Origin of the sequence: Gemmiger qucibialis, from assembly GCF_027689445.1 — a bacterium.
Taxonomy (GTDB): Bacteria; Bacillota; Clostridia; order Oscillospirales; family Ruminococcaceae; genus Gemmiger; species Gemmiger qucibialis.
The window spans coordinates 214,121-237,256 of the sequence record NZ_JAQFEN010000001.1 but is presented as its reverse complement, the minus strand read 5'-3'; the positions used below and the strand labels follow the sequence as shown (position 1 = coordinate 237,256).

The window sequence follows — 23,136 nt, the reverse complement described above, 5'->3', positions numbered from 1 at the left end:
AACCAAAGGGCATTGTCATGCTTTTGTAATGCTTTACACATTGAAAAAAGCACTGCCAGACGGTATAATAGGATGTATGAGAGGGGATGCAAACCATGCGCCCCTGATAAAAAAATAAGGAGATCACACATGAAAAAGTATCTTGCTTTGACCATGGCTGCCTGCATGGCACTCTCTTTGGCTGCTTGCGGCAGCTCTGCCAGCAGCACCACTTCTTCCAGCGCTGCTGCTTCTACCGAGGCTACCAGCGATTCCGCTGCTACTGCTGAAGCAACCGGTTCTGACAACATCACCGGCATTGCCCAGTGCTGCGATGTTGGCACCCTGGACGATGAAAGCTTCAACCAGGGCTGCTGGGAAGCTGTTAAGGGCTACGGCGATGAGAACGGCATCGAGTACAACTACTACCTGCCTTCCGGCGAGGACGCCAGCGATGAAGACCGCGAGACCCTGATCCGTCAGGCTGTCGCCGAGGGCGCAAACACCATCGTATGCGTTGGTTACCTGTATGGTCCTGCTCTGGCCTGGGGTGCCACCGAGTATCCTGATGTTCACTTCATCGCAGTTGATGTGAACGGCTTTGATATCAACCGTGAGAACGGCACCATCCCCGAAAACGTGTTCTGCGTGACCTTTAAGGAAGAAGAAGCCGGCTACTTGGCTGGCTATGCAGCTGTCAAGGACGGCTTCACCAAGCTGGGCTTCCTGGGCGGTCAGGCGGTGCCCGCCGTTATCCGCTATGGTTACGGCTATGTTCAGGGTGCTGATGCTGCAGCACAGGAGCTGGGCATTAACGTTCAGATGAACTACTACTACGGCGCTCAGTTCTATGGCGATGAAAAGATCACCGCTAAGATGGACGGCTGGTACGATGGCGGCACCGAAGTTGTGTTCGCCTGCGGCGGCGGCATCTGGACTTCTGCTGCTGAAGCTGCTGACAAGCATGACGGCAAGCTGATCGGCGTTGACGTTGACCAGAACTACCTGGGCGTTGAGGGTGTTGAGTCCGGCAAGTACAAGGCAAACCCGTTTGTTACCTCCGCCATGAAGGGTCTGGGCGCTGCCGTTAAGAATGGCCTGGATACCGTCAATGCAGGCGACTGGAGCACCATCGCTGGCACCAACGGCAACTTTGGCCTGGAAGAGGGCGACTATGTTGGCCTGCCCACCGACGAAGCAAGCTGGAACTTTAGCACTTTCACCATGGACGAGTACAACACCGTTCTGGAGAAAATCCGCAACGGCGAAATCAAGGTGGATAACAACTCTGACGATGCCACCAAGCCCACCACCAGCAGCAACATCACCGTGGATTACCAGGTCTGATTTTTGCCTGAACAGGGTTTGAATTAACAAGCACACCGCCCCCGCCGGGAAACTGGCCGGGGGCGGTTATTTTTATGGAGTAAACCTATGAAAACGTCCCTACCGTGAGGTAATCACCATTCATGATATGTACCCGCTAGCGTATTTACGATCTCCCCGCGATTCATATAATAAAATAGCACCCAAAACCAAAACGAACGCATGCGGCCCCAACGGGTAACCACATGCGTTCGCTTTATATTGATTCAACGCTAAAAATTACTTCCAACCCCTGCTCAGCAAATATAAAATCCACCGCGCCCACCGCAGCAGCAAATGCTGCACAGGTTGCAAAGCATCAGGTACAGCCAGGCCTGCAAACAAAAGTTCATGCCGTGCTGGCGGCTGCCGGGCTGGGTGTATGCCTGCTGATAAGTGGAGTACGCCCGTCCGGGGTTCTGCAGCCGGTCCAAAAGGTTCTGGTACTCGTAATTGCCGGGCTCCATGTCCACAGCGGTGCGGGCTTCGTTCTGGGCGCGGATGTTGTTACCCAGGCCGGAACTTGCCAGCGCGGCATAATAATGCCAGCGAGCGGCCCGGTCAGCGGAGGCAATGCCTTCCAGAACATTCATCGCTTCTGCATAGTACCCGTTGCGGATATAGTTGTTGGCGGCCTGCATCTCCGGCGATTCCCGGCGGTCATAGCTGCTGCTGGCCCCGCCATAGGTGCCGCCAAAGCCAAAGGGGTCAAACCCGAACCCAAAGCCAAACGGATCCTGGTACTGCTGTTGGCTGCCGCCGCTGCTGCGCTGCCCATAATAGCTGGAAGAGCCGCTGCTGGATGCACTGGGCCCGCCGCCGGAACGCATCCGCATGACCTCGCTGTAAGCGGCCTGTACATCTTTAAACTTGTCCTCGCAGGTGGGGTCGTCCGGGTGTAAATCTGGGTGGTATTGCTTGCACTTTTGGCGGTATGCTTTTTTAATGGTTTCCTCATCGGCGCCCGGCGTAATGCCAAGAACACTGTACGGATCGTTCATTCGTTTTGTTTCCCCTTCCGTGGTGTGCGTGTGGCTTTCACCAGCGCGTACTTGCTCCACACCCCCGCGTAAATCGTGTTGTGCAAAAGCTGACCTTCGGGGGTATCTTTCAAAATCGGCAACAGTTCAAAGTTCTGGGCGCAAAGGGCCATCTGCTGGGTCAGCAGCTCGCGGCAGCGCGTCTCAAACCCGGCAGTATCGCTGCCAAACGCCTGTTTGGTGGCGGCCAGTGCATTAAAGCTGCCGTGCCGGGCATCTTTTTTTAAATCATCATAGGCATCCATCAAATAGATGAACCCGCCCAACCCGCGGCCCATCTGCGTCAGGGCAGGGGACCAGAAATCCTCCCGCGGGCTGAACACCGCGCCCAGCAATGCGCCAAAGGCATTGCAAAGGGCATCCAGGTCGGTGCTGTTGGCGCTTTCCAGGCGGTTCAGCTCATCCAGCTTGGTGTGGATGGCCTCGCACTGGCGCGGCCACTGGCGGCGGATGTTTTCTAGATGCGGCTCAAGCTGCTTTGCCAGCCGCAGGCGGCTGCGTTTGTGGTCGTCCTGCCAGTCATCCAGATAATTGTAATAGGCCAGTACCACCGTCATGTCCGCAGCGTAATCGGTGAATTCGTTCACGGCCCGCGGCCGGGTGCGCAGCGGATGCGGCGCGCACCGCCCCTGCGAAGTCTGTGTGGGCGGGTCATACAGGGCGGTCAGCAGCAGCGCGGCAAAGGTCATATCATAGCTCAGCGCCATGCGCGCCGCCGTGCCGTATTTGCGGCCCAAAGATTGGCAAAGCCCGCAATAGTACGCCTGGTAGCAGTCCATTGCGGCATTGTCTAAATCTTTCTGATAAATGGTAACATATCCAAACACGCAGCGTCAACCTTTCATCGAAGTGAAGGGAAAACCTTTAGGGCAATACCGCATAATTCTAAGTGCCGATACGGCGAGCGAGGTACGGCAGATGCTAAGCCAAAAGCGCAGATAATACTGGATGCTGCAAAGGTGAGCGCCGCCAGTGGCGGAAACAGCGAACCGAAGCAGGGGCAGCGGTCGCAGAGTGCGAGGGGCTTTTGCCCCCGAAGCACGATGCGGGTACCGCAACCCGACATGATCGAGCATTTTGGCAATGCAGATGCCGTGCCGCAGCCGCCGGAGCGGTGCTTAAGCCGTCAGGCGGGAATTGTGCGGTGCTGCCTTAGCTTTTTTTAATGAACTGGGTGCCGCATTTGGGGCAGGTGATGGAAATTTTGCCGCGGCCCTTGGGCACGCGTACCTGCTGGCGGCAGTGCGGGCAGGAAAAATAGCGGTAGGTTTTGCGCAGGGCAAACCGCTGCTGCAGCTGGCCGAACTTGGCGCGCACACCAGCGGTTTTCTGCATAAAGGCAATGTTTTCTGCATAGCGCTTGTGTACGTTGCGGCTGAGCATGCGGAAGTACGCATAAAGCAGCAGCAGAAGCCCGATATAATAAAAGATGCCCACAAACAGCCCAATTACCAGGCAGACCAGCGCCGTTACGCACAAAAAGTTGCCAAAAGTATCACTGCCGTACCGCCCGGACATAAAACGCTGGAACCATGCCTTCATCTTAAACACGCCATCCTTTTGAATACAGGTGTACCCCAAAAGCCAAAAAGCAGGCCGTTGCGTTGTTAGCGGATACACCGTTTTGTAATATGTCAATTATTATCGCATGTATTTATGGTTAAATCGTGAACGACTTCGGAACAGAATTTGAACAAAAGGGAGTAATAGGGAGGACATTCTGTACATAGCCATGCACGCCCTGTGCAATAAGAAGCAATCAATTACTTTTACGGGTCATTTGAAGTACGCACTCCACATGTGTCGTCGCTAGAATCGGAACACATGGATTCAGCCTCGTTAGAAGCATGGGAACACAAAATAGCAGGGGAGTGGTTCTCCTTGCTATTCTTGCGAAGCGGCTTGAAATTCTTGCCGTCCACGCTGTTCTTGAACCCGGTCTTGTAGACAAAGACAATCATGTAGGGGTCTTTGTTCCCATCACTATCATAACCGCCCACGATTACTTTTTCAACTATACTTTCAAAAATATGTCGGTCAAAGGTGTCCAGAACCTCATTCTGTTCAAGTGTCTGTCGGAACATGGCGACACGCTTGCGCATGGTAGTTTCGGTTTCGGCTGCATCTTGCAGGCTTTCACACTCTTTCTGCAACTGCTCAATCTGGCTGGACAGGTCTAAATACTTTCGGTCGTAGGTCTCCTTGTCAATGGTATCTTCAAGACGCATATCAACCAGCTTGTTTTTCTTGACTTCCAGAGCGTGAATGTCCTTTTCAGCTTTTGCAAGACGCTTGCCCGCGTTGCTTTCAGAAAGAGTTTCTTCTGTCCGTTTCATAAACTCGTCCAGAACATCCTTGTTATTCTGGCACAAGAGGCGATAAGATTCTACAAAAGCCCGCTCAATCGTTCTTTCGTCAACGCCCTTGCTCTCCGGGCAGAACTTTTTTCCTTTTTTGGTGGAAACAACACATTGCCAGATAGCTTTATTATACTGTGAACTGCTATGCCAACTCCTCCTTGTCAGGGTGCCACCACAGAAACCACATTCTATCATGCAGCTAAAAGCGTATTTCCGGCTGAACTTTTCACGTTTGCCGTCCACGTTAAGGCTGCGGGGCTTTGCACGCCGCCGCAAAATTTCCTGTGCGGCTTCAAAGACTTCTTCCGAAATAATGGGCTCGTGGTGCTCACGAATATAAAATTGATCTTCCTCGCCGAAGTTGTACAGACGCCGTTTTGAAATAGGGTCAACGGTAAATGTCTTTCCTAACAAAATGTCGCCTTTGTATTTTTCGTTTTTGATAATGCCGATTACGGTACTGTCTGCCCATTTGGGACTGCCGCGTTTGGTTTTATAGCCTAAGTTTTCAAGTTCTTTGGCAATAACCGAACCACCGGCACCCTCCGTGTATCGCTGAAAAATGTAACGGACAACAGCCGCTTCTTCTTCGTTGATGGTGATGGTTTTGTCCGCTGGATTGTAGTCATAACCTAAACAGCCCTGAAACCCGACCAGCTCACCGCGCTGCATCTTCATCTTCAAGCCCTTTTTGACATTTGCAGAAATATTTTCGACTTCCTGCTGTGCAACAGAGCTTAAAATTACAAGGAGCAGTTCACCGTCCATAGTAAGGGTGTTGATGTTTTCTTCCTCAAAAAACACAGCCACGCCTTTATCTTTGAGCATCCGAACATATTTTAGAGTGTCAAGCGTATTTCGGGCAAAACGCGAAATGGATTTGGTAATCACCATATCCACGTCACCGTTCATACAGTCGTTGATTAAACGCTGGAAATCCTCGCGCTTTTTTACCTGCGTACCCGTGATAGCTTCATCAGCATAGATGCCGGCCAAAGACCATTCCGGCTTACTTTTTATAAGTTCGGTATAGTATTTGACCTGCGATTTGTAGCTGTTCAGCTGATCTTCGGTATCAGTGCTGACACGACAATAGGCAGCTACGCGTAGCCTTTTTTCAAAGTTTGTACGCGCTCGTGGCGAGAGTGTGTTGTGCGCTTTAATGACTTCAACATCTTTCATGCTTGACCTCCTTATTGAATGTGTTCCTTTCATTGCGTTAATCATAACGCCAATGCGACACAAAATCAAGAGGATAGTTCGGAAACCACACGATAATCTTTCATTAAGCGCTGTTTGATAAGGGAATACTCTCTATCGGTTATGAGCTTTCTTTCCAACAGCTGCTTCAAAAAAGCAAGCTGAATGCTATAACGTATCAAATTTTGTTCTTTCAAAAATATCCCCCTTTCACAAAATAAAAAATGAGCCAACGGACGGCTGCTGGCAGCAGCCCACGGGAATCTCACCCCTGCATTCCTCATGCAGCCCTACTCATTGCCTGCGACGCTCTGAACGCTCGGACTTTGACGGTAAGGGAGTATCAGCCTGCCTGTATGTCATGGCCCGCAAGCAGCCGCGCTTGCATTGCGGCGGGGTGGTGATCGCTCCACTTTTCAAAGAAAAGCATCGTGGCGCACCCGCCGTCCGGCTCGATACAGACAGCAACGTATCCGTTTGCCCTATAATGCACCGCCATTGTCCTGCGGGCATATTTTTCAAGGTGCAGTCCCGAAACGTGGAAAGGGTCAGACCGTTTCGGCTTTGGTTACAATAGAAGAAATCAGTTTGATTTCCAGATGGCGTTTCATGTACTCGTCTATGCACACATGAGGCTGACCGTGCTTGTCATAGAAAATGCCTGTACAGAGCTTGATGATATAGCCTCTGTAATGTCGCAAAACCTGTTCAACTGCATCGGGGTCCCCAGCGCAGGCAGAGCGAATCACCGAGAGCGGTAAAAACTCTCTGCTCGTGTGTTCATAGGAGTTCATTTACGCCTAACCTCCCTCCGGCAAGTGCGCCTTTAGCTTTTTTTGCAGCTCGTTCAGCGTTTTTGTCCGGTGGCGCTGTACAGCACTCCGGGACATTCCCATGAGGTCGCCAATCTTGCCATCGCCCAGTTCCAGAACGCAAAACAGAATCAGAATGCTTTGTTCTTGCTTTGGCAGAGCGGCAAACGCATTGGCAACAAGTTCATTGTCGATGTGCAGATCACAGCCGTAGGATGAAAATACAAATTCTTCACTTGGATAATGGTCTACACTCGTGAGCTGCCCCAGTTCTTCCAACGAAAGAACGCTGAATGACTTTTCACGGTCAAGCAGACGTTTCTTATTTCGGTGATAGTTCCGGGCCTCATTTCGCAGCACCGCTTTGCAGAACGCATCGAATCGGTACTGTTCGCCATCGTTGCGAGGGATAGCTTCCATCTTCTCACCCCCTTTCCGTGGGGATGTCGGGTGGATTTTTCCCTTTCCGCTAATATGACACCTGAAACACCCGATTCTGCCCGCTTTTTTGAAAATTTCCAAAAATATTTTTGAAACAGGCAGCTTTTCAGGCGGCAATAGAAAAGCCCAGCAGACCGAAAACGGCCAACCGGGCATAATGAAAGCACGAAACGCGCAGTAGCTACATCGTATAGTACATAGTAAAAGCCCTGCTGACCCTGTGCGGGAGCAAGGCTTTTTTTGACAGTTCAAAACTGGGCGGCTGATAGAATATCAAGTACATGACGGCATCCTCCTAGTGGCCGCCATACGGATGATGAAACGCTTTGATAAGCAAAAAGAACCGGCGGCCTTGAGTTACTCAAAAGCCGCCGGTTCAAAATGGGCGCGCGGATATGTCTGCTATACGACGGCTTTTTTTCTTTTGCCGTCGTGCGGCAGCTTGCTAACAGGCTATTTCTCTTTATGAGGATTATTATAAAATCCAAATGTTACACAAATGTCCGAGGTGCCTTTGATTTCGACAGAAAAACAGGCTGAATTGTTACAAAGCTCGGACATTTCAAAAATTTTTTGAGAAATGGCGAAAAAAGCGGGGCAGCACACGCCGCCCCGCCGATCCCATACGGTTATTCCATCGCCCGCATTTGTTCAATCAGGGATTGCTTTTTCTGTCTGCGGATTGTCCATACAGACAAGATCAGTTCCATTCCGAACAATACCAGAATGAACAGTCCCATTTCCAAAACCGGGAATTTGTAAGGCACTACATTTCCGGCAAAAGCTCCTATACTCATTTTTCTGCAAGCAAAGATGGAAGCCGGAAGCCCAACGATCAGCGTCGCCAATGTTGCAAAGAGCGCATAGCACAGCCCCTCACAGATGTTCATTTTACATAGCTGTTTTTGTGTTAGGCCGATAGAACGCAGAATACTGTTTTCCTGCTTTCGGGCTATCTGGTTAGAGAGTGTCGTATTGATAAGGTTGATAACGCCAAAGAGAAATACCAACCATGAAAGTATCTCCATACTGCCAAACGCAAAAGAATTTGTCATTTCTTCATATTCAATCACTGTATTGATTTCATCTAAGGCAATATTACTATGGCTGGCAACAATATTTTTCAATTCAGCTCCCACATAGTCCGTTTTTTTAGCGTCATTTACAATGCTCCATGAATAGTCAAAAGAGGTGATTTCCGGGTGCAGTTCGTGGAACAACGCTTCTGGTGCAAAAAGAGTTGCCCCATCTAAGTGCATCCTGCCATGTCCTGAATATACCTTTGCAGGAGCGTATAACCCCGATATGGTAACAGAAACGGATGGCTGTTCTTCTCCCAAAGAAATCTCAACCGTTGAACCAACACCCATATCCTCATTCTGCTTTAGCACATTATAGTCAATTACAATACTACGGGAATCTGTTGGCATGGTTCCCTCTGTCAGAGCCGCTTCAACTGCCGCATAATTCTGGTCGGTCAGCATATCGCACATACCACCAGCTTGATGAATCTCTGTTTTATAAGTTGCATGGAGAGATTGCCTGCTTGGAATTATATCTGTAACGCCATCAATAGATAAGATTTTCTGCTTTAATTCCTCATTCAATGGATTTCCCGCTGCCATAACCTTTTCTTCTGTCATTTCAGAATCCAAATAAATTTTATAGTCGCCGTCTGGGAAAAACTGTCTTGCAAGCGCCTCTGGTGAGCGCAGCAAAACAATGGAGGATACCACAAGCAGGATAATTCCGCCCAAACTCAATGAGGCTACAATAGCAACGGTCTTTTTTCGGTCACGCCTAAAATTTGCAATTCCCATTGAAACAGGATTGAGCTTGATATTCTTTTTCCGGCTGCGGATGTCCTTTTGCGCCGGGGTAAAACGGACGGCTTCAATGGGGGAAATCCCTGCCGCAATTTTCACCGGCTTACGGATGGAAACAGATATCATGATCCAACTGCTTATAAGCGTTAAAATAACCGTTGCCACATAGGAAACAGCGTTAAAACCCTTGGAAAACAGGAGGAAACCGCCGCATACGCCCAGCACTGTGCCAATCAGAATCCCGATACTGCCGAGTTTGCGTCCCTCGTTCTTTACAATCCGCTTGATTTGCTTTGGTGTCGCACCAATCGTCCGAAGCTGCCCGTAGCTTTGGATTTTGTCATTGATGGAGATACGGAAGATACTCTGGATCACAATATAGCCGCCAATCAGAACAAGGGCAATCACACCTGCCATCAGTGCAAAATCAAAGGATTTAGAAGCATAGGCAAAATACTTACTGTTCATTTTGGGCATAGGAAGCTGATATTCCTCCGCAATCTCCCTGCAATAAGAGGTCATCAGTTCTTCGCCCAACTGGTCGCTGTTTTTGAAATGGACATAGGCGCGATAGCCAGCCGGGTCAAACCCGTTCCATTCTGTCAGGGCAGCGTTGGAAAGAATGATAGCGCAGGTATTCGCTTCTTTTTCATTTACGCTGTCCGTAATGCCGGTAACGACATAATCACCATGAAAACTCTCTGTATCTAAGGTCACAGTGTCCCCGATCTTGGCATTGTTTCCATAGGTGGAAAGAAAGTATTCGCTTACAACAACTTCATTTGCTTTTTCAGGAACCCGGCCCTCTAACAACTCCATCTGCGCCTTGGCAATCTCCATCATTTGCGCGTCGCAATACACATAGGACGCATGATAGCCCTGTTCTGAAAGCTCCTCACCCAGCATATAGTAGCCGCCTACGCGCTCAAACTCCGGCAGTCCTTTCAGGGTTTCAATGTCGTTTTCCTCTACGCCCAGCCAGACCGCCTCATAAGTATCGACAACCTGATTGCGCTGCATTTGTGTCAGGGAGGTAGACACAATTCCCGTAAAGCAGATCAGAAATGCCGCCAGCGCAACGGCAATCACCACCATCAGATTCCGGCGCTTCTCGCTTTGCAAACTTTTCTTTGCCAGCTTCTTTTCAATGTCACTGGTATCATTTTCAAAAGGCCATGTCATAGCTTGCCACCTCCTTATTCCACAATCCTGCCATCCTCAATGCGGACAATCCGATCTGCAAGGCGGGCTATGTCGTCATTGTGGGTAATCATTACAACGGTTTGCCGGAACTCCGCGCTGGTGCGCTTGATAAGTCCCAGCACCTCGGCGCTGGTCTTGCTGTCAAGGTTACCGGTTGGCTCATCGGCCAGCACAATAGCCGGTTTGGTAATCAGAGCGCGGGCAATCGCCACACGCTGCTGCTGTCCGCCAGAAAGATTATTCGGCATATTTTTCAGTTTATCTTCCAGCCCCAGCAGGTGAACGATCTCGTCCAAAAACTTCTGATCCACCGTGTCCCCGTCCAGCTCCACCGGCAGGACGATGTTCTCATACACATTCAGAATAGGAACAAGGTTATAGTTCTGGAAGATAAAGCCGATGTTGCGGCGGCGAAAGATGGTAAGCTGTTCATCGTTCTTCTTTGCCAGTTCTTCGCCCCGGACGATCACGGTTCCGCTGGTGGGAGTGTCCAGCCCGCCCATCATGTGAAGCAGGGTGGACTTGCCGCTGCCGGATGTTCCCACAACGGCCACAAACTCGCCGTCCTCCACGGAGAAGTTCACACCGTCAAGGGCGCGGGTAATGTTCGGCTCTGTGCCGTAATACTTTTTCAGATCAATCGCCTGTAAAACGCTCATACTCAAAACTCCTTTCAAGGCTTTCTGCCTGTTGATAAGGCTATTGTAAAACCCAAATGTCCGCGAAATGTTACAGCGGCCAAAAAATTTCATTGAAAATCGGGGGTGAAATGTTACAACGCTCGGACATTTCAAAATTATTATTCAACTACCCTTAATCGAGCTACAATACTTGTTTTTCTAAAATAGCGAAACGAAACATGAGGAACTATAATCGCCACAACGCAAATAACAATTCCCTCTAATATCAACGGGAAAATCGTAGGCTGTATTGTAAACAGCCATAAGTCAGGTTGATTAAAGAAAGTAGGAAGAATTGTATTTGCAACAATAAGAGAGAGAGGTAAACCCATTACACAAATCAGAAATGCGTAAAACAATCCCTCCAATACGGTCAATTTGTTAATTTGTTTTTTCGTCATTCCGATGCTCTCTAATGTAGCAAATTCCCGTTGCCGGTTTATAATGCCCGTTATAATGATGTTGGAAAAATTCACAAGCCCGATACTTCCTAATAGAAACCCAATAAGGCCACCTATGATAAAAATAGTTTGTTTTAATCCATTCATAGTTTGTGCCAATGTTTCAGACGATGCGTATTCAACGGTAGGCAAAGAATTGATGTACTCGGTCGCTGGCAAAAAGTGTTCTTTTTCCACATCAAACACATAACTCATTATGGCTGGATTGTTATACAATTCCACAAACATCTCATTACTCATATAGAAAATAGGACAATCGCCGCCAACATCAGTGTAGCCAACATTCTTACCCGGAGATTCTACCAATGAAAAATCAACCACTGCACGCGCAATTACCGAAACCGTTTTATAAGGCAATCCATCTTTGTAAATGGTAACTTCCTGATTGAGCGGACAAAGAAATTCAGGAGATTCATTTGGGTTGATCGCTGAAATTTCTATAACATAGTTTCCACTTTCCAAATATGAGGTTAGTTGCTGTATATCTGTTTCTCCCTCAATGAAATTCAATTTAGGAAGTATTGATTTTTCTACCCCGTAAATATTGCAAAGAGGTCGATAATCAACACCGAGTTTTACTGGATAAGTTCTGCCATCAACCATACCACTTCGTATAAGGTGATTATCTTCTGTGTATTCGTCTAATACTTCCGTGACCAAACTACCATAATCATAAGTAACACTGACATCATCCAAAGTGTTTTTATAAATTCGACTTCCGTTCAGCACAGGAATATTATTTTCAATATCAGATATGATTTCATTACTAACAGAATCATCTTTAAATCGAAAACCTTGCACATTAGAAAATGTGTTTGGGCTTGCCACAACAAAATCAAATGAGGTAACAGAAGATACATATTTTTTAACATCAACACTATTTCCGATTGCGATTGCACTGTTTAGGAGAATAATGCAGAGTATCATGGATAAGACGATAAATATGGTACGCTTTGAATTTCTTCTTAAATTTCTCCATGCCATTTCTGTTATTCTATTCTTAAACGAAAGACGATTCTTGTTGGCACTATGATAATTGTCTTTTTCATAGTATCTAGTTGCCTCAATGGGCGAAATCGTAGCTGCAATTTTGAATGGTTTCTTTATACTCACCCAAACAGTAATCGCACTAAATATCCCGGCAACGACAAAAATAATAGGATTAAAACTCAAGTTCACAGAAAGATTGTGATACTCGCCTTTCATAAAATTAAGAATCCACGGAAGCATAAGTATTCCTACTATATATCCTAAAATCAACCCAATAGATATAGCAATTATAGACAGCCAAAATGCTTGCTTATAAACAATTCGCTTGATTTGCTTCTCCGTTGTTCCGATTGTTCTTAATAAGCCATATTTCTTTATTTCTTGAACAACAGAAATCTCAAAAATATTGCGAATGAGCAAATAGCCCGTTATTACAAAAATCATAATAAAAAACAGGGCTGCTATTATGGCAATCCAATTTACAGATGTACCAGTGGACGGGCTGGTTCCCCTAATTTGCAAAATAGTTGTCTGTATAGACTGGATCGCTCCAACACATAAAGTCGTTACAGAAGTAAAAAGCATTGATGTTAAAACGATTGCTATTACAGCAACAATATTTCGTAATTTGTTGGCTTTGAAGCTTCTTTGCGCCAGCTTCTTTGTAATGGCGCTGGTGTCATTTTCAAAAGGCCATGTCATAGTTGTATCACCTCCATATTTGATAAGGGTATTGTAAAACCTAAATGTCCGCGAAATGTTACAGCGGCCCAAAAATTTCATTGAAAATCGGGGTGAAATGTTACAATGCTCGGACATTTCAAAAAAATTTACGGCGGGCAGCCGGAAATGGCCGTCCGCCGCATTCTATTTTGTCGGCAGCATAATGGAAAATTCCGAGCCCTTGCCCGGCTCTGAAACCACTTTGATATAGCCGCCTTGCCGCGTTACGATCTCGCGGGCCAGATACAGTCCAATGCCCACGCCCTGCTGTTCGTGTACTTCTTCCTCACGATAAAAGCGCCGGAAGATAGCAGCCTGATTACTTTCGGAAATGCCCTTGCCGGTATCGGCTACTTTGATCTCCACATACATTTCCCACGGTATCACCGACACCGTAATTTTTCCACCTGCCGGAGTATACTTCACCGCATTGTCCAACAGGTTAAAGAGGGCTTCGGATGTCCACTTGCTGTCATGGGAAAAGGTCAAATTCTCCGGGCAGTCCACAGATACAGCGATTTTCTTTTTTTCCGCTGCATACACGATCCCACTCATGGCTTGCGCCACGGTATCAAAGAGGCAGACCGGTTTCTTATTCAACTGGATTACGCCCGTTTCCAACCGTGAGGTTTTCACAAGAGCCTGAAAGAGAAAGTCCAGTTTATCTGTCTGGGTGCGGATTCCACGGATAAAATCGGTACGCTCCGCCTCGGTCATAGGCTTTTCCAGCAGGGTGTCCGTCGCCATTTTCAGATTGCTTACCGGCGTTTTTACCTGATGGGAAATATCCGATACAAGGGTTTGTAACTCCTGCCGTTCCTCGTCCACCCGGCGACGGTTCTCCTGCATGATCTGGTAAAGTCTCGCCAGCCGGTGCCCGATTCTGGCGAGCTGGGTTTCGCTGTCCTCTGGCCGCTGGGGTGCTTCATTTCCGGCGATCATGTGGTCTAAGGTCTGGCACAGGTCAGTGGTAAACTGCGACAGTCGCTTTCCAAACGCCTGCGTCAGTACAAAAATCCCTACAATGGCGCACAGCAGCAGCGCCCCGCCTGTCAGCAGCACCGCAATCTGTTTTGTCACAAGAAAAAGAGCTATGGTGATCCCGGACATGGAGAGGACAAGCTCCATTGCCACCCGGCCAAACAGCCGCTTTACCGAGAGGTTTTGAAACTTCATTTTGCCTCGCCTCCCGTCCATTGATACCCCATGCCGTAAACGGTCTTGATGTAGGGTGCGCCGCCGTCGGCTTCAATCTTGCTGCGAATACGGCTGATGGAGGTTGTCAGGGTGTGTTCGTCCACAAACCGCTCGTCTATATCCCACAGCTTTTCCAAAAGCTGCCCACGGGTCAGCACTTGCCGGGAATTTTTACGAAACAGGTTCAGCATTTTGTACTCCATCGGGGATAGAGTCAGGGGCTTGCCGTTTAAGGAAGCCGTCTGCTCCGAGAAGTCCAGAAACAACCGCCCGTCGTCGTAAATGTCCTTGGCCGGTTTGTGGTGTTCCAGCATGGCGAACATGGCTTTGATTTTCCGCTGCAAGGCCCCAATCACAAAGGGCTTTGTGATGTAGTCCACCGCGCCCACCTCATAACCCCGTATCTGGTCGCTCTCCTGATCGTTGGCGGTCAGGAATATTACGATGGTGTCCGGGTGCTGAGGCTTTATTAGCTTGCACAGCTCAAAGCCGTTCCCGTCCGGCAGGTTGATGTCCAGCAGCACTAAATCAAATTCCCGCTGGCGGATGGCGTCGGCTGCGGTTCTGGCATTTAGGGCAGAAGTCACGCCATAGCCGTCTGCGGTCAGGTTATAGGCCACCATCTTATTCAAAAAACTGTCGTCCTCGACAATTAAAATCTGCTTCATATCCTCACTTCCTTTGCTTTTTGCAGATAGTATAACAGGCAAATGTCCGCGAAATGTTACAGCGGACGGATTTTTCAAAAAAGGGTTTCTTCCTTATTATAGGATAGCCCACTTTACAATACAATGCTCAAACTATGAACAATAAAGTTTAGCAACAATGCGCTTTGCATCATTTCGCCAATCGTCCATGAACTATAAAATGTATATGGGTGATGCAGAATGGCGAAAATCGAGGACTGTCCCGGCTTTGAAACGTTCGGAGCGGATGTCAAGGCAGCACGAAAGGCAAAACAGCTTTCCCGCAGTGCGCTGGCTGACATGATACATTGTGACAGCCGGTATCTTGCGAATATTGAGAACGAAGGCACGCTGCCCAGCCTGCCGGTGGTGATTCAGCTGATAAAAATATGTGGTCTGCCCGTGGAGCGGTACTTTAACCCGGAACTCATGCGGGAAGAAAGTGCGGAACGTCAGCGGGTCAGCCACAAGCTGCAGCTTTGCCCGGAAGAATACTTACCCATCGTAGAGGGTGCCATTGACGGTGCCTTACGAATCCATGAACAGGAAAAAGAGCCCGTGTGCGTCTGATTGTCATGCACGGTCATTGAGAGGATGCAAAAGCGTCCTCTTATTTTTTTTTGCATTTTGCGGGCAAAACGGGGGTGTTGTGGTGTCATAGTAGTGGGGAAAGGTAACGTAGCAAGCATAGGGAGTGTAGCCACTCCCGGCAGAAATGCTTGCTGGGGAGTACCCCAGACCCCCAAGAAACGAGGTGAAACTATGACGAACCGAACCCGAAAAATTGTTCTGCGTGTTCCCGTGACGCCGGAGGAACAGGAACTTATCCGGCAGAAGATGGCTCTGCTGCACACACGGAATTTTTCTGCCTACGCCCGGAAGATGCTGATAGATGGTTATGTTGTCCACATCGACACCACCGACATCCGGGCGCAAACCGCCGAACTGCAAAAGATTGGTGTCAACGTCAATCAGATCGCGCGGCGGCTGAACAGCATGGGGCCGCTGTACACACAAGACGTTGCGGACATCAAGGGAGCATTGGCGCAGATATGGCAATTACAAAGATACATCCTATCAAGTCAACGCTGAAAAAGGCACTGGATTACATTGAGAATCCGGACAAGACGGATGAAAAAATGTTGGTGTCCTCCTTTGCCTGCTCCTACGAAACCGCCGACATCGAATTTGAACTGCTGCTGTCACAGGCCATGCAGAAAGGCAACAATCTGGCCCACCACTTGATACAGTCTTTTGCGCCGGGCGAAACCACGCCGGAGCAGGCCCACGAGATTGGCCGGCAGCTTGCAGATGAAGTCCTGCAAGGCAAATACCCGTATGTGCTGACCACGCACATTGACAAGGGGCACGTCCATAACCACGTCATCTTTTGTGCCGTGGACATGGTAAACCAACGAAAGTATGTTTCCAACCGACAGAGTTATGCCTACATCCGGCGCACCAGCGACCGGCTGTGCAAGGAACATGGTCTGTCTGTGGTGATGCCCGGTCAAGACCGGGGCAAGAGCTATGCCGAGTGGGACGCACACCGCAAGGGCACAAGCTGGAAGGCGAAGCTGAAAGCTGCCATAGATGCAGTCATCCCGCAGGCCAAGGATTTTGACGATTTTCTGCGGCTCCTGCAGGAGCAGGGCTACGAGGTCAAGCGTGGCAAGTATGTTTCGTTCCGTGCGCCCGGACAGGAACGGTTCACCCGCTGCAAAACGCTGGGCGAAGCCTACACCGAGGAAGCCATCATCGAACGCATCAAAGGGCGGTTCGTGGAGCGGAAGCCCAAAGAAAACCGCAAAATTTCGCTGCGGATTGATTTGGAGAACAGCATCAAGGCCCAGCAGTCCGCAGGGTATGAGAAGTGGGCAAAACTCCACAATCTGAAACAGGCGGCCCGGACGCTGAACTTCCTGACCGAGCATGAAATCGAAAGCTACCCGGATTTGGAAAGCCGGGTGGCCGAGATCACCGCCGCCAGCACCGAAGCTGCCGCCGCATTGAAAGCAGCAGAGCGCCGACTTGCTGAAATGGCCGTGCTGATAAAGGATGTCACCACCTGTAAAGAACTGCGCCCACTGTTGCAGGAGTATCAGCGGGCTGCTGACAAAAAGCAGTTCCGACGTAAACATGAAGGAACCTTGATTCTCTATGAAGCAGCGGCGAAAGCTCTAAAAGAGCAGGGCTTTCAAAAGCTACCCGACCTTTACGCCCTGAAAAACGAGTATAAGCAACTGGCCGAGCAGAAAGACCAGATGCAGCGGCAGTACAATGATGCCAAACGCCAGATGCAGGAGTATGGCATCATCAAGCAGAACGTGGACGGCATCCTGCGGACAACACCGGGAAAGGAGCAGATGCAGGAACGGTAAATTTGCACAAAATATTGGTCGGATTTTTGAACTCCAAACGCTTAGACCGGGTGGCGTTTCCACCCGAAATCATGTAAAATAGACTTAGACAACGAAAGCGAGGAACCCTCTATGGCAGAAGTGAAAGACAATAGCTCCATCCAGCTTTTTGAAGATCAGAAAATCCGTACTGCATGGGATGCAGAAAAGGAAGAATGGTATTTTTCGATTACAGATGTTATTGCAGTTTTGACCGACCAAACTACTGCGCGCGGTGCAAGTAACTATTGGGCAAAACTCAAACAGCGTCTAAAAGAAGAAGGCGCAGATGAACTGCTGACAAATTGTCAGCAGTTGAAAATGACGGCAACAGATGGAAAAAAGCGTAAAACTGATGTTGCCAACACTGAACAACTCCTGCGCATTATACAGTCCATCCCGTCCCCGAAAGCTGAACCGTTCAAGGCATGGCTGGCAATGGTAGGCAAGGAACGCATCGAGGAAACCATCGACCCGGAGCAGGCCATCGACCGCGCGCTTGATACCTATTTGAAAAAAGGCTACTCCGAAGAATGGATTCATCAGCGGCTTTTGGCAATCCGCATCCGAAACGAACTGACGGATGAATGGAAGAAGCGTGGAGTGCAAAAGGGCAAGGAGTATGCTATCCTGACCGATGAAATCTCCCGCGCATGGTCTGGCATGACCACAGGGCAGTACAAGCGGCTGAAAGGTCTGACGAAAGAAAATCTCCGGGACAATATGACTGATTTGGAACTTGTGCTGACCATGCTGGCGGAAGCCTCCACCACGGATATTTCCAAAACTGCAAAGCCACAGACCTTTGAAGAAAACAAGCAGGTTGCCAAACGCGGCGGCAAGGTGGCCGGCATTGCGCGGCAGGCTCTTGAAGCGGAAACCGGCAAGCCTGTTATCACAGAAAAGAATGCGTTTGACTTCCAGCAGCTTGTGACCGACATTGTAGAAGATGCCGCCGAACTGCCGGAGCAGTCTGCCGAAAAGAAAGAAAAATAATAAGATTTGGAGGATTTAATATGAAAATGACTGAACCCTATAATCTGGGACTTTTAGCCCTTATTTCAGCGGCAGGGGAAATTTCTTATGAAGAATTAAAGCAACGATACCTCCCGCCTGAGCAGCCCGGCGTAATTCAAGGCGTAACGGCGAGTTTTGACAACGATATAAAAACATTGGAAAAAGAAAAATACATTTCGGTACACGGGAATATCATTCGCTTTATCAGAAAGTGATTGACAGAAAAACAGCCGGACACAGCAGCCACAAGGCCACCGTGTCCGGCTATTTTCGTTTTGACAATGACACATTACTTTGATTAAAAATAATGCGTCATTGTCAAGCTGACGGTATTATTCACCCGTAAAATCGAACCTCTGTCCGTCAAAGTCCGCATCAGTCATGTGCTCCAACTTTGCAATGGTGCCATTTGCCAGCCGCCGCATTTCGGTGTCCATATCCGGCAGGGCGGCCAGCATCCGCGCCATCGTTCGGCGGCGGTCAGAAGTGTGGTACATACAGATCAAATTTTCTTCTTCCACGCTGAAATTCATGCGTCAGACCTCCATTTCGTGTTGCTTGCTGCGGGCCGCTGCCCTTTTCGGGCTGGCGGCCTGCTTTGTTTCGGAAAGCTGCTTGCGGACGGAAGCGCGGGGCTTGCGGATGCCCCTGTCCCGGTTCTCCTTTTTGTCAACCAGCGCATAGATGCCGAAACGGTCTTTCACGCTGGAAAGGTGCATGGATTTGTACGGCAGCATGGCAAGCAGCTGGTCCGTGTCCCGGCTGGATGCCAGTTTGGTAAAATAGGGCGATACCTCCACCATAAAATGATTCTTGTCCGGGCTGTTGGGAGCAGCCAGCCGTTTCATGTCTGCCGCAATGCGCTGGGCCTCGGCCTCAATCAGCCCGGTGTGCAGTGCCGCAAGATGTTCTTTGAAATCACCGGGCCGTGCCGGTTCCCGGCTGCGCTGCTCCTGCCGGATGGCCGCTTGCAGAAGTTCCGGGTCACGGGGCTGCATTTCATACCGCACGAACTCCCCGAAATATTTGTCCGGGCGGCTGTCGAAATGCTTTTTCGGGCCAATCTCCCGCATCCCGCTTTCGTAGATCAGACGATTGGCACCCACGGGCAGGGCGACTTCCCGGATGTGCTGGAAGTGCTGCTGATAGTCCAGTTCATACAGATTGCCTTGCACGGTTCCGTTGGCCGCGCCGGTCAGCTCCACCGCATAGGCAAGAATCCTGTCATGGGTCTGTTCGCCGCAGAATTTCCATGTGTTGTAGGCTTGCGTGTCTTTGAGCAGCACGTCCCGTTCCCGGAAGCAGAATGTTCCAGAAGGCCGGGACAGCCACAACAGCAGCTTATCTTCCGGCTGGTCGCTGCGGGCGGCCTCCCGCAGCATCTTGATGTCATAGGCAAAATCGCTCTGATAGTATGCGGTGTTCTGGTGCATAATGGCTTCCAGCGCAGCGATCACATCCATATTTTCAAATTTTTGCACGGCTTATACCTCCAATTCCTTTGTCTTTTCCCGTGGCGGTGTTTGCTTGCTCTGCTCCTTTTTTGCGGCATCCAGCTGTGCCCGGATGGATGGCTTTTTCGGCTTGGCCGTGTGGGACTTCTTGGCTTTTGGTGCCTTTTCTTCGGCCTTGACTGCGGCGGCAAGGTCCGTCAGAGAGATTTGTTCTCCGGCTTTTGCTTTGGCCTCCAATTCGCCCAGAGAGGGCGTATTGTTCAGCACGCCATCAATCATATTTTCGTTTTGTTCGGTGGAAAGTTCTGCGGTACGCAGCGGATTTTCCCGCAAGAACTCCGGCACCTGCTGGAAGCCCACACTGTCGCAGTAGTGGGCGGTGTCCTGCCCATTCTGGTGCAGTACCACCACATCCGAAACAGACAGTGAGTGTCCCTTGAAATCTGCCGGATGGTCCACGTTGAACGTGCGGTAGAGGTCCTCCAACGTGGTGCCAGCAGCCAGCGGCGCGGCGTAAACCTCCGTATAGTTGGCCTTGTCCACGGACAAACCAGCGGCCTGCAGGCGGTCGTAGGGCTCAAAACGGTAATCGCGGGTGGAATCTTCATTGCGCAGCTGGTAGATGGAAAAGCTGTCCTGCTGCGGTGCTTCAAAGCCTGCCGCTGCGTATTCCTCTACGGTCATTCCAGCATCGGCAGCTTCCTGCGCGATCTCGGCCTGTACCTGTGCCTTATAGTCCTGCAAGGTCTGGTCAAAGTCGGCCAGCTTGGGCGGTTCCGGCAAGTCATACTGGCCTTGGTTGAGCAGCGGGCGGCAGTCCTGCACATAGGCCACAACAGCGTTGTAATAGGCCGCCTGTTCCGGCGAAATGTTCTGCCCCTCCTGCAAAGCGGTGGCGGCGGTCTGCTCCATAGCGGAAAGATTGCAATGTTGTTTGAGGTACGGGATAAACTCGGTCAGCACCATTTCCCGCTCTGCCTTGTCTTGTTCCCACGCTTCCGGGCCTTTGTTGTGCAGAACAAAATTTTTCCAGTTCTCGTCCTTGGCGTAGTATTCGTGGTAGTTCTGGATATGCTGAACCAAAGAACCCTCTCCGTCACCAAAATCTTGCCGTCCCTCGTAGTTGTCGGGCTGGCCGTTCAGGGTAAAATCAATACGGAATGCGGTCTTGTCGTACCAGCCGCCCGTGTAGCCGTCCTTTTCCCGGTCCGTGTGCTGGGCGGTGTCCAGTTTTTCAAAAACTCGGTTTGCCACGGACAGCGGCATGATTTCGCCGTCCTGCAGCTTGTCGCTTTCACTCCACAGAACCGTGACCGTAGGCTCTGCGGCGGGGTCTGGAATTTTAATGGGCGTGGGAATTTCGTTTGCCTTTTCCGCCGCCTCTTGGAACGCCGCCAGCTTGTCGCCCAACAGGACTTCCGACACTGCGGCTGTCTGCCCCAGCAGATTAAGTGCTTCCTGCCCGGCATCTGGCAGGGTCAGACCGGGCGCGTCCAGCTGCCCACCGTCCAGAGCCGTGTGGTCCGGGCCATACAGAGTGTAGTCATAGCCGGAATCGCAGGTCTGGATGAACAGGGTGTTGCCACTGTCCAGCACAAATGCAGTCTCCTGTGCAGCAGAAAGGTCTGCTTCCCGCTGCTGGCGCAGCTCTGCCAGATGTTCGTCCAGTGCAGAGATCAGCTCATGGGCTGTGCTGCGGATAACTTCCAGAGAGGCTTTCAGTTCCGCCAGTTCCCGGCCCGAACTCCACCCAGCCACATAGCCAAACGAATACTCAGACGTGTCCAGCCCATAGTGCTGGCAGACAGTATAGGCCACGCTTTCGGCCTGCACCTCGCGGGTGCGGCTGTCCGGGCGGTTGGTCTGTTCCGGGTCGTTGGGGTCGATGGCGTGGAGCTTGGCATGGGCAATCTCGTGGATGGCCGTCTTGATGGTCTGTAACTGGCTCATGCCCTCTTGGATGGCAATGCGGTTGTCGAGAAGATGAAAGTAACCATGCGCCCCGCCCTCGATGTCCTCAAACCCGATGGGTACCGGGGATGCCTGCTCCAATGCCTTGAAAAAATCTTGGTAGTCCTGCACGCTGCCGGACAGTTCATTCACCGCGATAGAGGGCAGAGGTGCGCCCTCGGTCTGGCTGACATCGAACACGGACACCACCTTGAACGCCGGAATCTGTACCGTTTTTTCCTCGGTCAGCGGCTTGCCGTCCTTGTCCAGAATCGGCTTGCCCTGTTCGTCCAGCTTTTCCATCTTCTGCTTGACCTTGTACGGCGCAGGAGCCAGAATCTTGATGCCTTTTTCGCCTTTCTTTACGGTGCGGTGGAACGTGTCTTTCCACTTGTTGAAGCCCGCCACCAGCTGCCCGCCCTGCATGGCGATCAGCAAGGTGTTGTTGAAGCTGTAATTGTGGAATTTCGCCATCGTGGTGAGGTAGGCCTTGTAGCGGTCACTGTCGAATAATTCTTGAATGCCCGTTTCTAACCGGTCCGTGATTTCTTTCATGCGCTCTGCGCTGTCCTTGCCGTTCAGGATAATGGGGATAACTTTCTGCGGTTCTGTTTCAGGTTGAACAGGCGGCGGGATATTGGCTGCATCCCGCATGACTTCCGGCGCGGGAAAGGACAGCACCCGGTATTCCTCCGGCACGGGCTGGCCCTCGTGGACTTTCTGCCATGCGTCCCCGCTTTTGACAAGGTAGCCGTACTGGGTAAATGCGCCCTGCTCTTGCTGGGCCACAAAGCGGCCAAACTGGGCTGTGTTGATGCCGCCTTTCCATTCGTCCGGCATATCCACCATGCCGGAACGGTTCAGATAGTAGTCGCCCAGTTGGGCAGGCCCGCGCACATCCGGCAGATGCACATAGTAGTCCACGTTTTCGGGAAAGTCGGTGATTCTCCCGATGCTGAAAAGCTCACTCTGCGGGGCTTGCAGGGCGGCGTTCAGCTCTGCGCGTTCCCCGGTAGAGAGTGTTTCCAGCCGTGATGCCAGAAAGTTCAGTTCGTCCACATTGGATGCCAGCACCATGTTATAAGGAATTGCAAAGCGTTTTTCTTCCTCGGCAAAGTAGCCGGAAATGAAAAGGCCCTGCGGATTATCGGACGAAATGCCGATTTGCCGCAGGGCCGCTTGTACCTGTTCGGTTGTGGTAGGCAGGTCCAGCCAGACGCCATCTCCGCCTTGCTGCTGCCGATTTTGCAGCTGGATGGAAAATAATTCGCTCATTTGGTCACACTCCTTTTTGCTATCCTACGGATAGAGAGAGCCGGTTATGGCAAAATGAATGCTTCACCTTACCATAAC

22 protein-coding genes are annotated in these 23,136 nt (G+C 50.3%); 7 read left to right on the top strand and 15 right to left on the bottom strand.

What is annotated here, in order from left to right:
- Positions 1 to 129 precede the first annotated feature (129 nt).
- On the top strand, positions 130 to 1,326 hold the full coding sequence (locus tag PG062_RS01075) for a BMP family lipoprotein (RefSeq protein ID WP_270750659.1): 1,197 nt from the start codon (positions 130 to 132) through the stop codon (positions 1,324 to 1,326).
- Positions 1,327 to 1,601: 275 nt separating this feature from the next.
- On the opposite strand, the gene PG062_RS01070 is transcribed toward PG062_RS01075, so the two are convergent.
- The 7 genes from PG062_RS01070 to PG062_RS01040 all read right to left on the bottom strand — a co-directional run bounded on the left by PG062_RS01070 (position 1,602) and on the right by PG062_RS01040 (position 7,176).
- Positions 1,602 to 2,345, bottom strand: coding sequence for a J domain-containing protein (locus PG062_RS01070; protein WP_270750657.1), 744 nt, complete (start codon positions 2,343 to 2,345; stop codon positions 1,602 to 1,604).
- A complete protein-coding gene (locus PG062_RS01065; protein WP_270750655.1) occupies positions 2,342 to 3,211 on the bottom strand; it encodes a DUF5685 family protein in 870 nt (289 codons plus the stop codon). The genes PG062_RS01070 and PG062_RS01065 overlap by 4 nt, the downstream gene beginning before the upstream one ends.
- A 325-nt stretch (positions 3,212 to 3,536) precedes the next feature.
- Entirely contained in the window at positions 3,537 to 3,965 is a 429-nt protein-coding gene (locus PG062_RS01060) for a hypothetical protein (RefSeq protein ID WP_333559365.1), read from the bottom strand.
- A gap of 188 nt (positions 3,966 to 4,153) precedes the next feature.
- Positions 4,154 to 5,926 (bottom strand): recombinase family protein, encoded by a 1,773-nt coding sequence (locus tag PG062_RS01055; RefSeq protein WP_270750653.1) that lies wholly within the window; start codon positions 5,924 to 5,926, stop codon positions 4,154 to 4,156.
- 65 nt (positions 5,927 to 5,991) lie between these two features.
- Positions 5,992 to 6,141: an SHOCT domain-containing protein gene (locus tag PG062_RS01050; RefSeq protein ID WP_112121230.1), complete on the bottom strand. Its 150-nt coding sequence runs from the start codon at positions 6,139 to 6,141 to the stop codon at positions 5,992 to 5,994.
- 351 nt (positions 6,142 to 6,492) lie between these two features.
- Positions 6,493 to 6,738, bottom strand: coding sequence for a helix-turn-helix domain-containing protein (locus PG062_RS01045; RefSeq protein WP_005927545.1), 246 nt, complete (start codon positions 6,736 to 6,738; stop codon positions 6,493 to 6,495).
- A 6-nt stretch (positions 6,739 to 6,744) separates the two neighbouring features.
- Positions 6,745 to 7,176: a sigma-70 family RNA polymerase sigma factor gene (locus tag PG062_RS01040; protein WP_044960731.1), complete on the bottom strand. Its 432-nt coding sequence runs from the start codon at positions 7,174 to 7,176 to the stop codon at positions 6,745 to 6,747.
- 334 nt (positions 7,177 to 7,510) lie between these two features.
- On the opposite strand from PG062_RS01040, the gene PG062_RS01035 reads away from it, so the two are divergent.
- On the top strand, positions 7,511 to 7,666 hold the full coding sequence (locus tag PG062_RS01035) for a hypothetical protein (RefSeq protein WP_181566976.1): 156 nt from the start codon (positions 7,511 to 7,513) through the stop codon (positions 7,664 to 7,666).
- 160 nt (positions 7,667 to 7,826) lie between these two features.
- Here PG062_RS01035 and PG062_RS01030 read toward each other — a convergent pair whose 3' ends face one another.
- From PG062_RS01030 to PG062_RS01010, 5 genes are all read right to left on the bottom strand, one after another.
- Entirely contained in the window at positions 7,827 to 10,205 is a 2,379-nt protein-coding gene (locus tag PG062_RS01030; RefSeq protein WP_147567900.1) for an ABC transporter permease, read from the bottom strand.
- Positions 10,206 to 10,219: 14 nt separating this feature from the next.
- Positions 10,220 to 10,885 (bottom strand): ABC transporter ATP-binding protein, encoded by a 666-nt coding sequence (locus PG062_RS01025; protein WP_014079454.1) that lies wholly within the window; start codon positions 10,883 to 10,885, stop codon positions 10,220 to 10,222.
- A 140-nt stretch (positions 10,886 to 11,025) separates the two neighbouring features.
- Positions 11,026 to 13,059 (bottom strand): ABC transporter permease, encoded by a 2,034-nt coding sequence (locus PG062_RS01020; protein WP_097783440.1) that lies wholly within the window; start codon positions 13,057 to 13,059, stop codon positions 11,026 to 11,028.
- A 165-nt stretch (positions 13,060 to 13,224) separates the two neighbouring features.
- Positions 13,225 to 14,256, bottom strand: a complete 1,032-nt coding sequence (locus tag PG062_RS01015) for a sensor histidine kinase (RefSeq protein WP_118050872.1) — start codon at positions 14,254 to 14,256, stop codon at positions 13,225 to 13,227.
- Positions 14,253 to 14,945 (bottom strand): response regulator transcription factor, encoded by a 693-nt coding sequence (locus PG062_RS01010; RefSeq protein ID WP_097783442.1) that lies wholly within the window; start codon positions 14,943 to 14,945, stop codon positions 14,253 to 14,255. The genes PG062_RS01015 and PG062_RS01010 overlap by 4 nt, the downstream gene beginning before the upstream one ends.
- Positions 14,946 to 15,164: 219 nt before the next feature.
- Between PG062_RS01010 and PG062_RS01005 the strand changes: the two genes are divergently transcribed.
- The 5 genes from PG062_RS01005 to PG062_RS00985 all read left to right on the top strand — a co-directional run bounded on the left by PG062_RS01005 (position 15,165) and on the right by PG062_RS00985 (position 18,594).
- The gene (locus PG062_RS01005) at positions 15,165 to 15,533 is read left to right on the top strand and encodes a helix-turn-helix transcriptional regulator (protein ID WP_005927725.1); all 369 of its coding nucleotides are present in this window, start codon (positions 15,165 to 15,167) and stop codon (positions 15,531 to 15,533) included.
- Between the two features lie 192 nt (positions 15,534 to 15,725).
- Positions 15,726 to 16,055 (top strand): plasmid mobilization protein, encoded by a 330-nt coding sequence (locus PG062_RS01000; RefSeq protein WP_015536573.1) that lies wholly within the window; start codon positions 15,726 to 15,728, stop codon positions 16,053 to 16,055.
- On the top strand, positions 16,016 to 17,344 hold the full coding sequence (locus PG062_RS00995; RefSeq protein ID WP_270750649.1) for a relaxase/mobilization nuclease domain-containing protein: 1,329 nt from the start codon (positions 16,016 to 16,018) through the stop codon (positions 17,342 to 17,344). Before PG062_RS01000 ends, PG062_RS00995 begins: the two co-directional genes overlap by 40 nt.
- A 111-nt stretch (positions 17,345 to 17,455) precedes the next feature.
- Positions 17,456 to 18,358: a BRO-N domain-containing protein gene (locus tag PG062_RS00990; protein WP_270750648.1), complete on the top strand. Its 903-nt coding sequence runs from the start codon at positions 17,456 to 17,458 to the stop codon at positions 18,356 to 18,358.
- A 20-nt stretch (positions 18,359 to 18,378) separates the two neighbouring features.
- Positions 18,379 to 18,594, top strand: a complete 216-nt coding sequence (locus PG062_RS00985; protein WP_005935981.1) for a hypothetical protein — start codon at positions 18,379 to 18,381, stop codon at positions 18,592 to 18,594.
- Between the two features lie 117 nt (positions 18,595 to 18,711).
- On the opposite strand, the gene PG062_RS00980 is transcribed toward PG062_RS00985, so the two are convergent.
- The 3 genes from PG062_RS00980 to PG062_RS00970 are packed head-to-tail and all read right to left on the bottom strand — an operon-like array spanning position 18,712 to position 23,058.
- Positions 18,712 to 18,912, bottom strand: a complete 201-nt coding sequence (locus PG062_RS00980; RefSeq protein WP_270750647.1) for a transposon-transfer assisting family protein — start codon at positions 18,910 to 18,912, stop codon at positions 18,712 to 18,714.
- Positions 18,913 to 18,915: 3 nt separating this feature from the next.
- Positions 18,916 to 19,860, bottom strand: coding sequence for a hypothetical protein (locus PG062_RS00975; protein ID WP_456298749.1), 945 nt, complete (start codon positions 19,858 to 19,860; stop codon positions 18,916 to 18,918).
- Between the two features lie 3 nt (positions 19,861 to 19,863).
- Positions 19,864 to 23,058 (bottom strand): YodL domain-containing protein, encoded by a 3,195-nt coding sequence (locus PG062_RS00970; RefSeq protein ID WP_270750646.1) that lies wholly within the window; start codon positions 23,056 to 23,058, stop codon positions 19,864 to 19,866.
- Between the last annotated feature and the right edge of the window lie 78 nt (positions 23,059 to 23,136).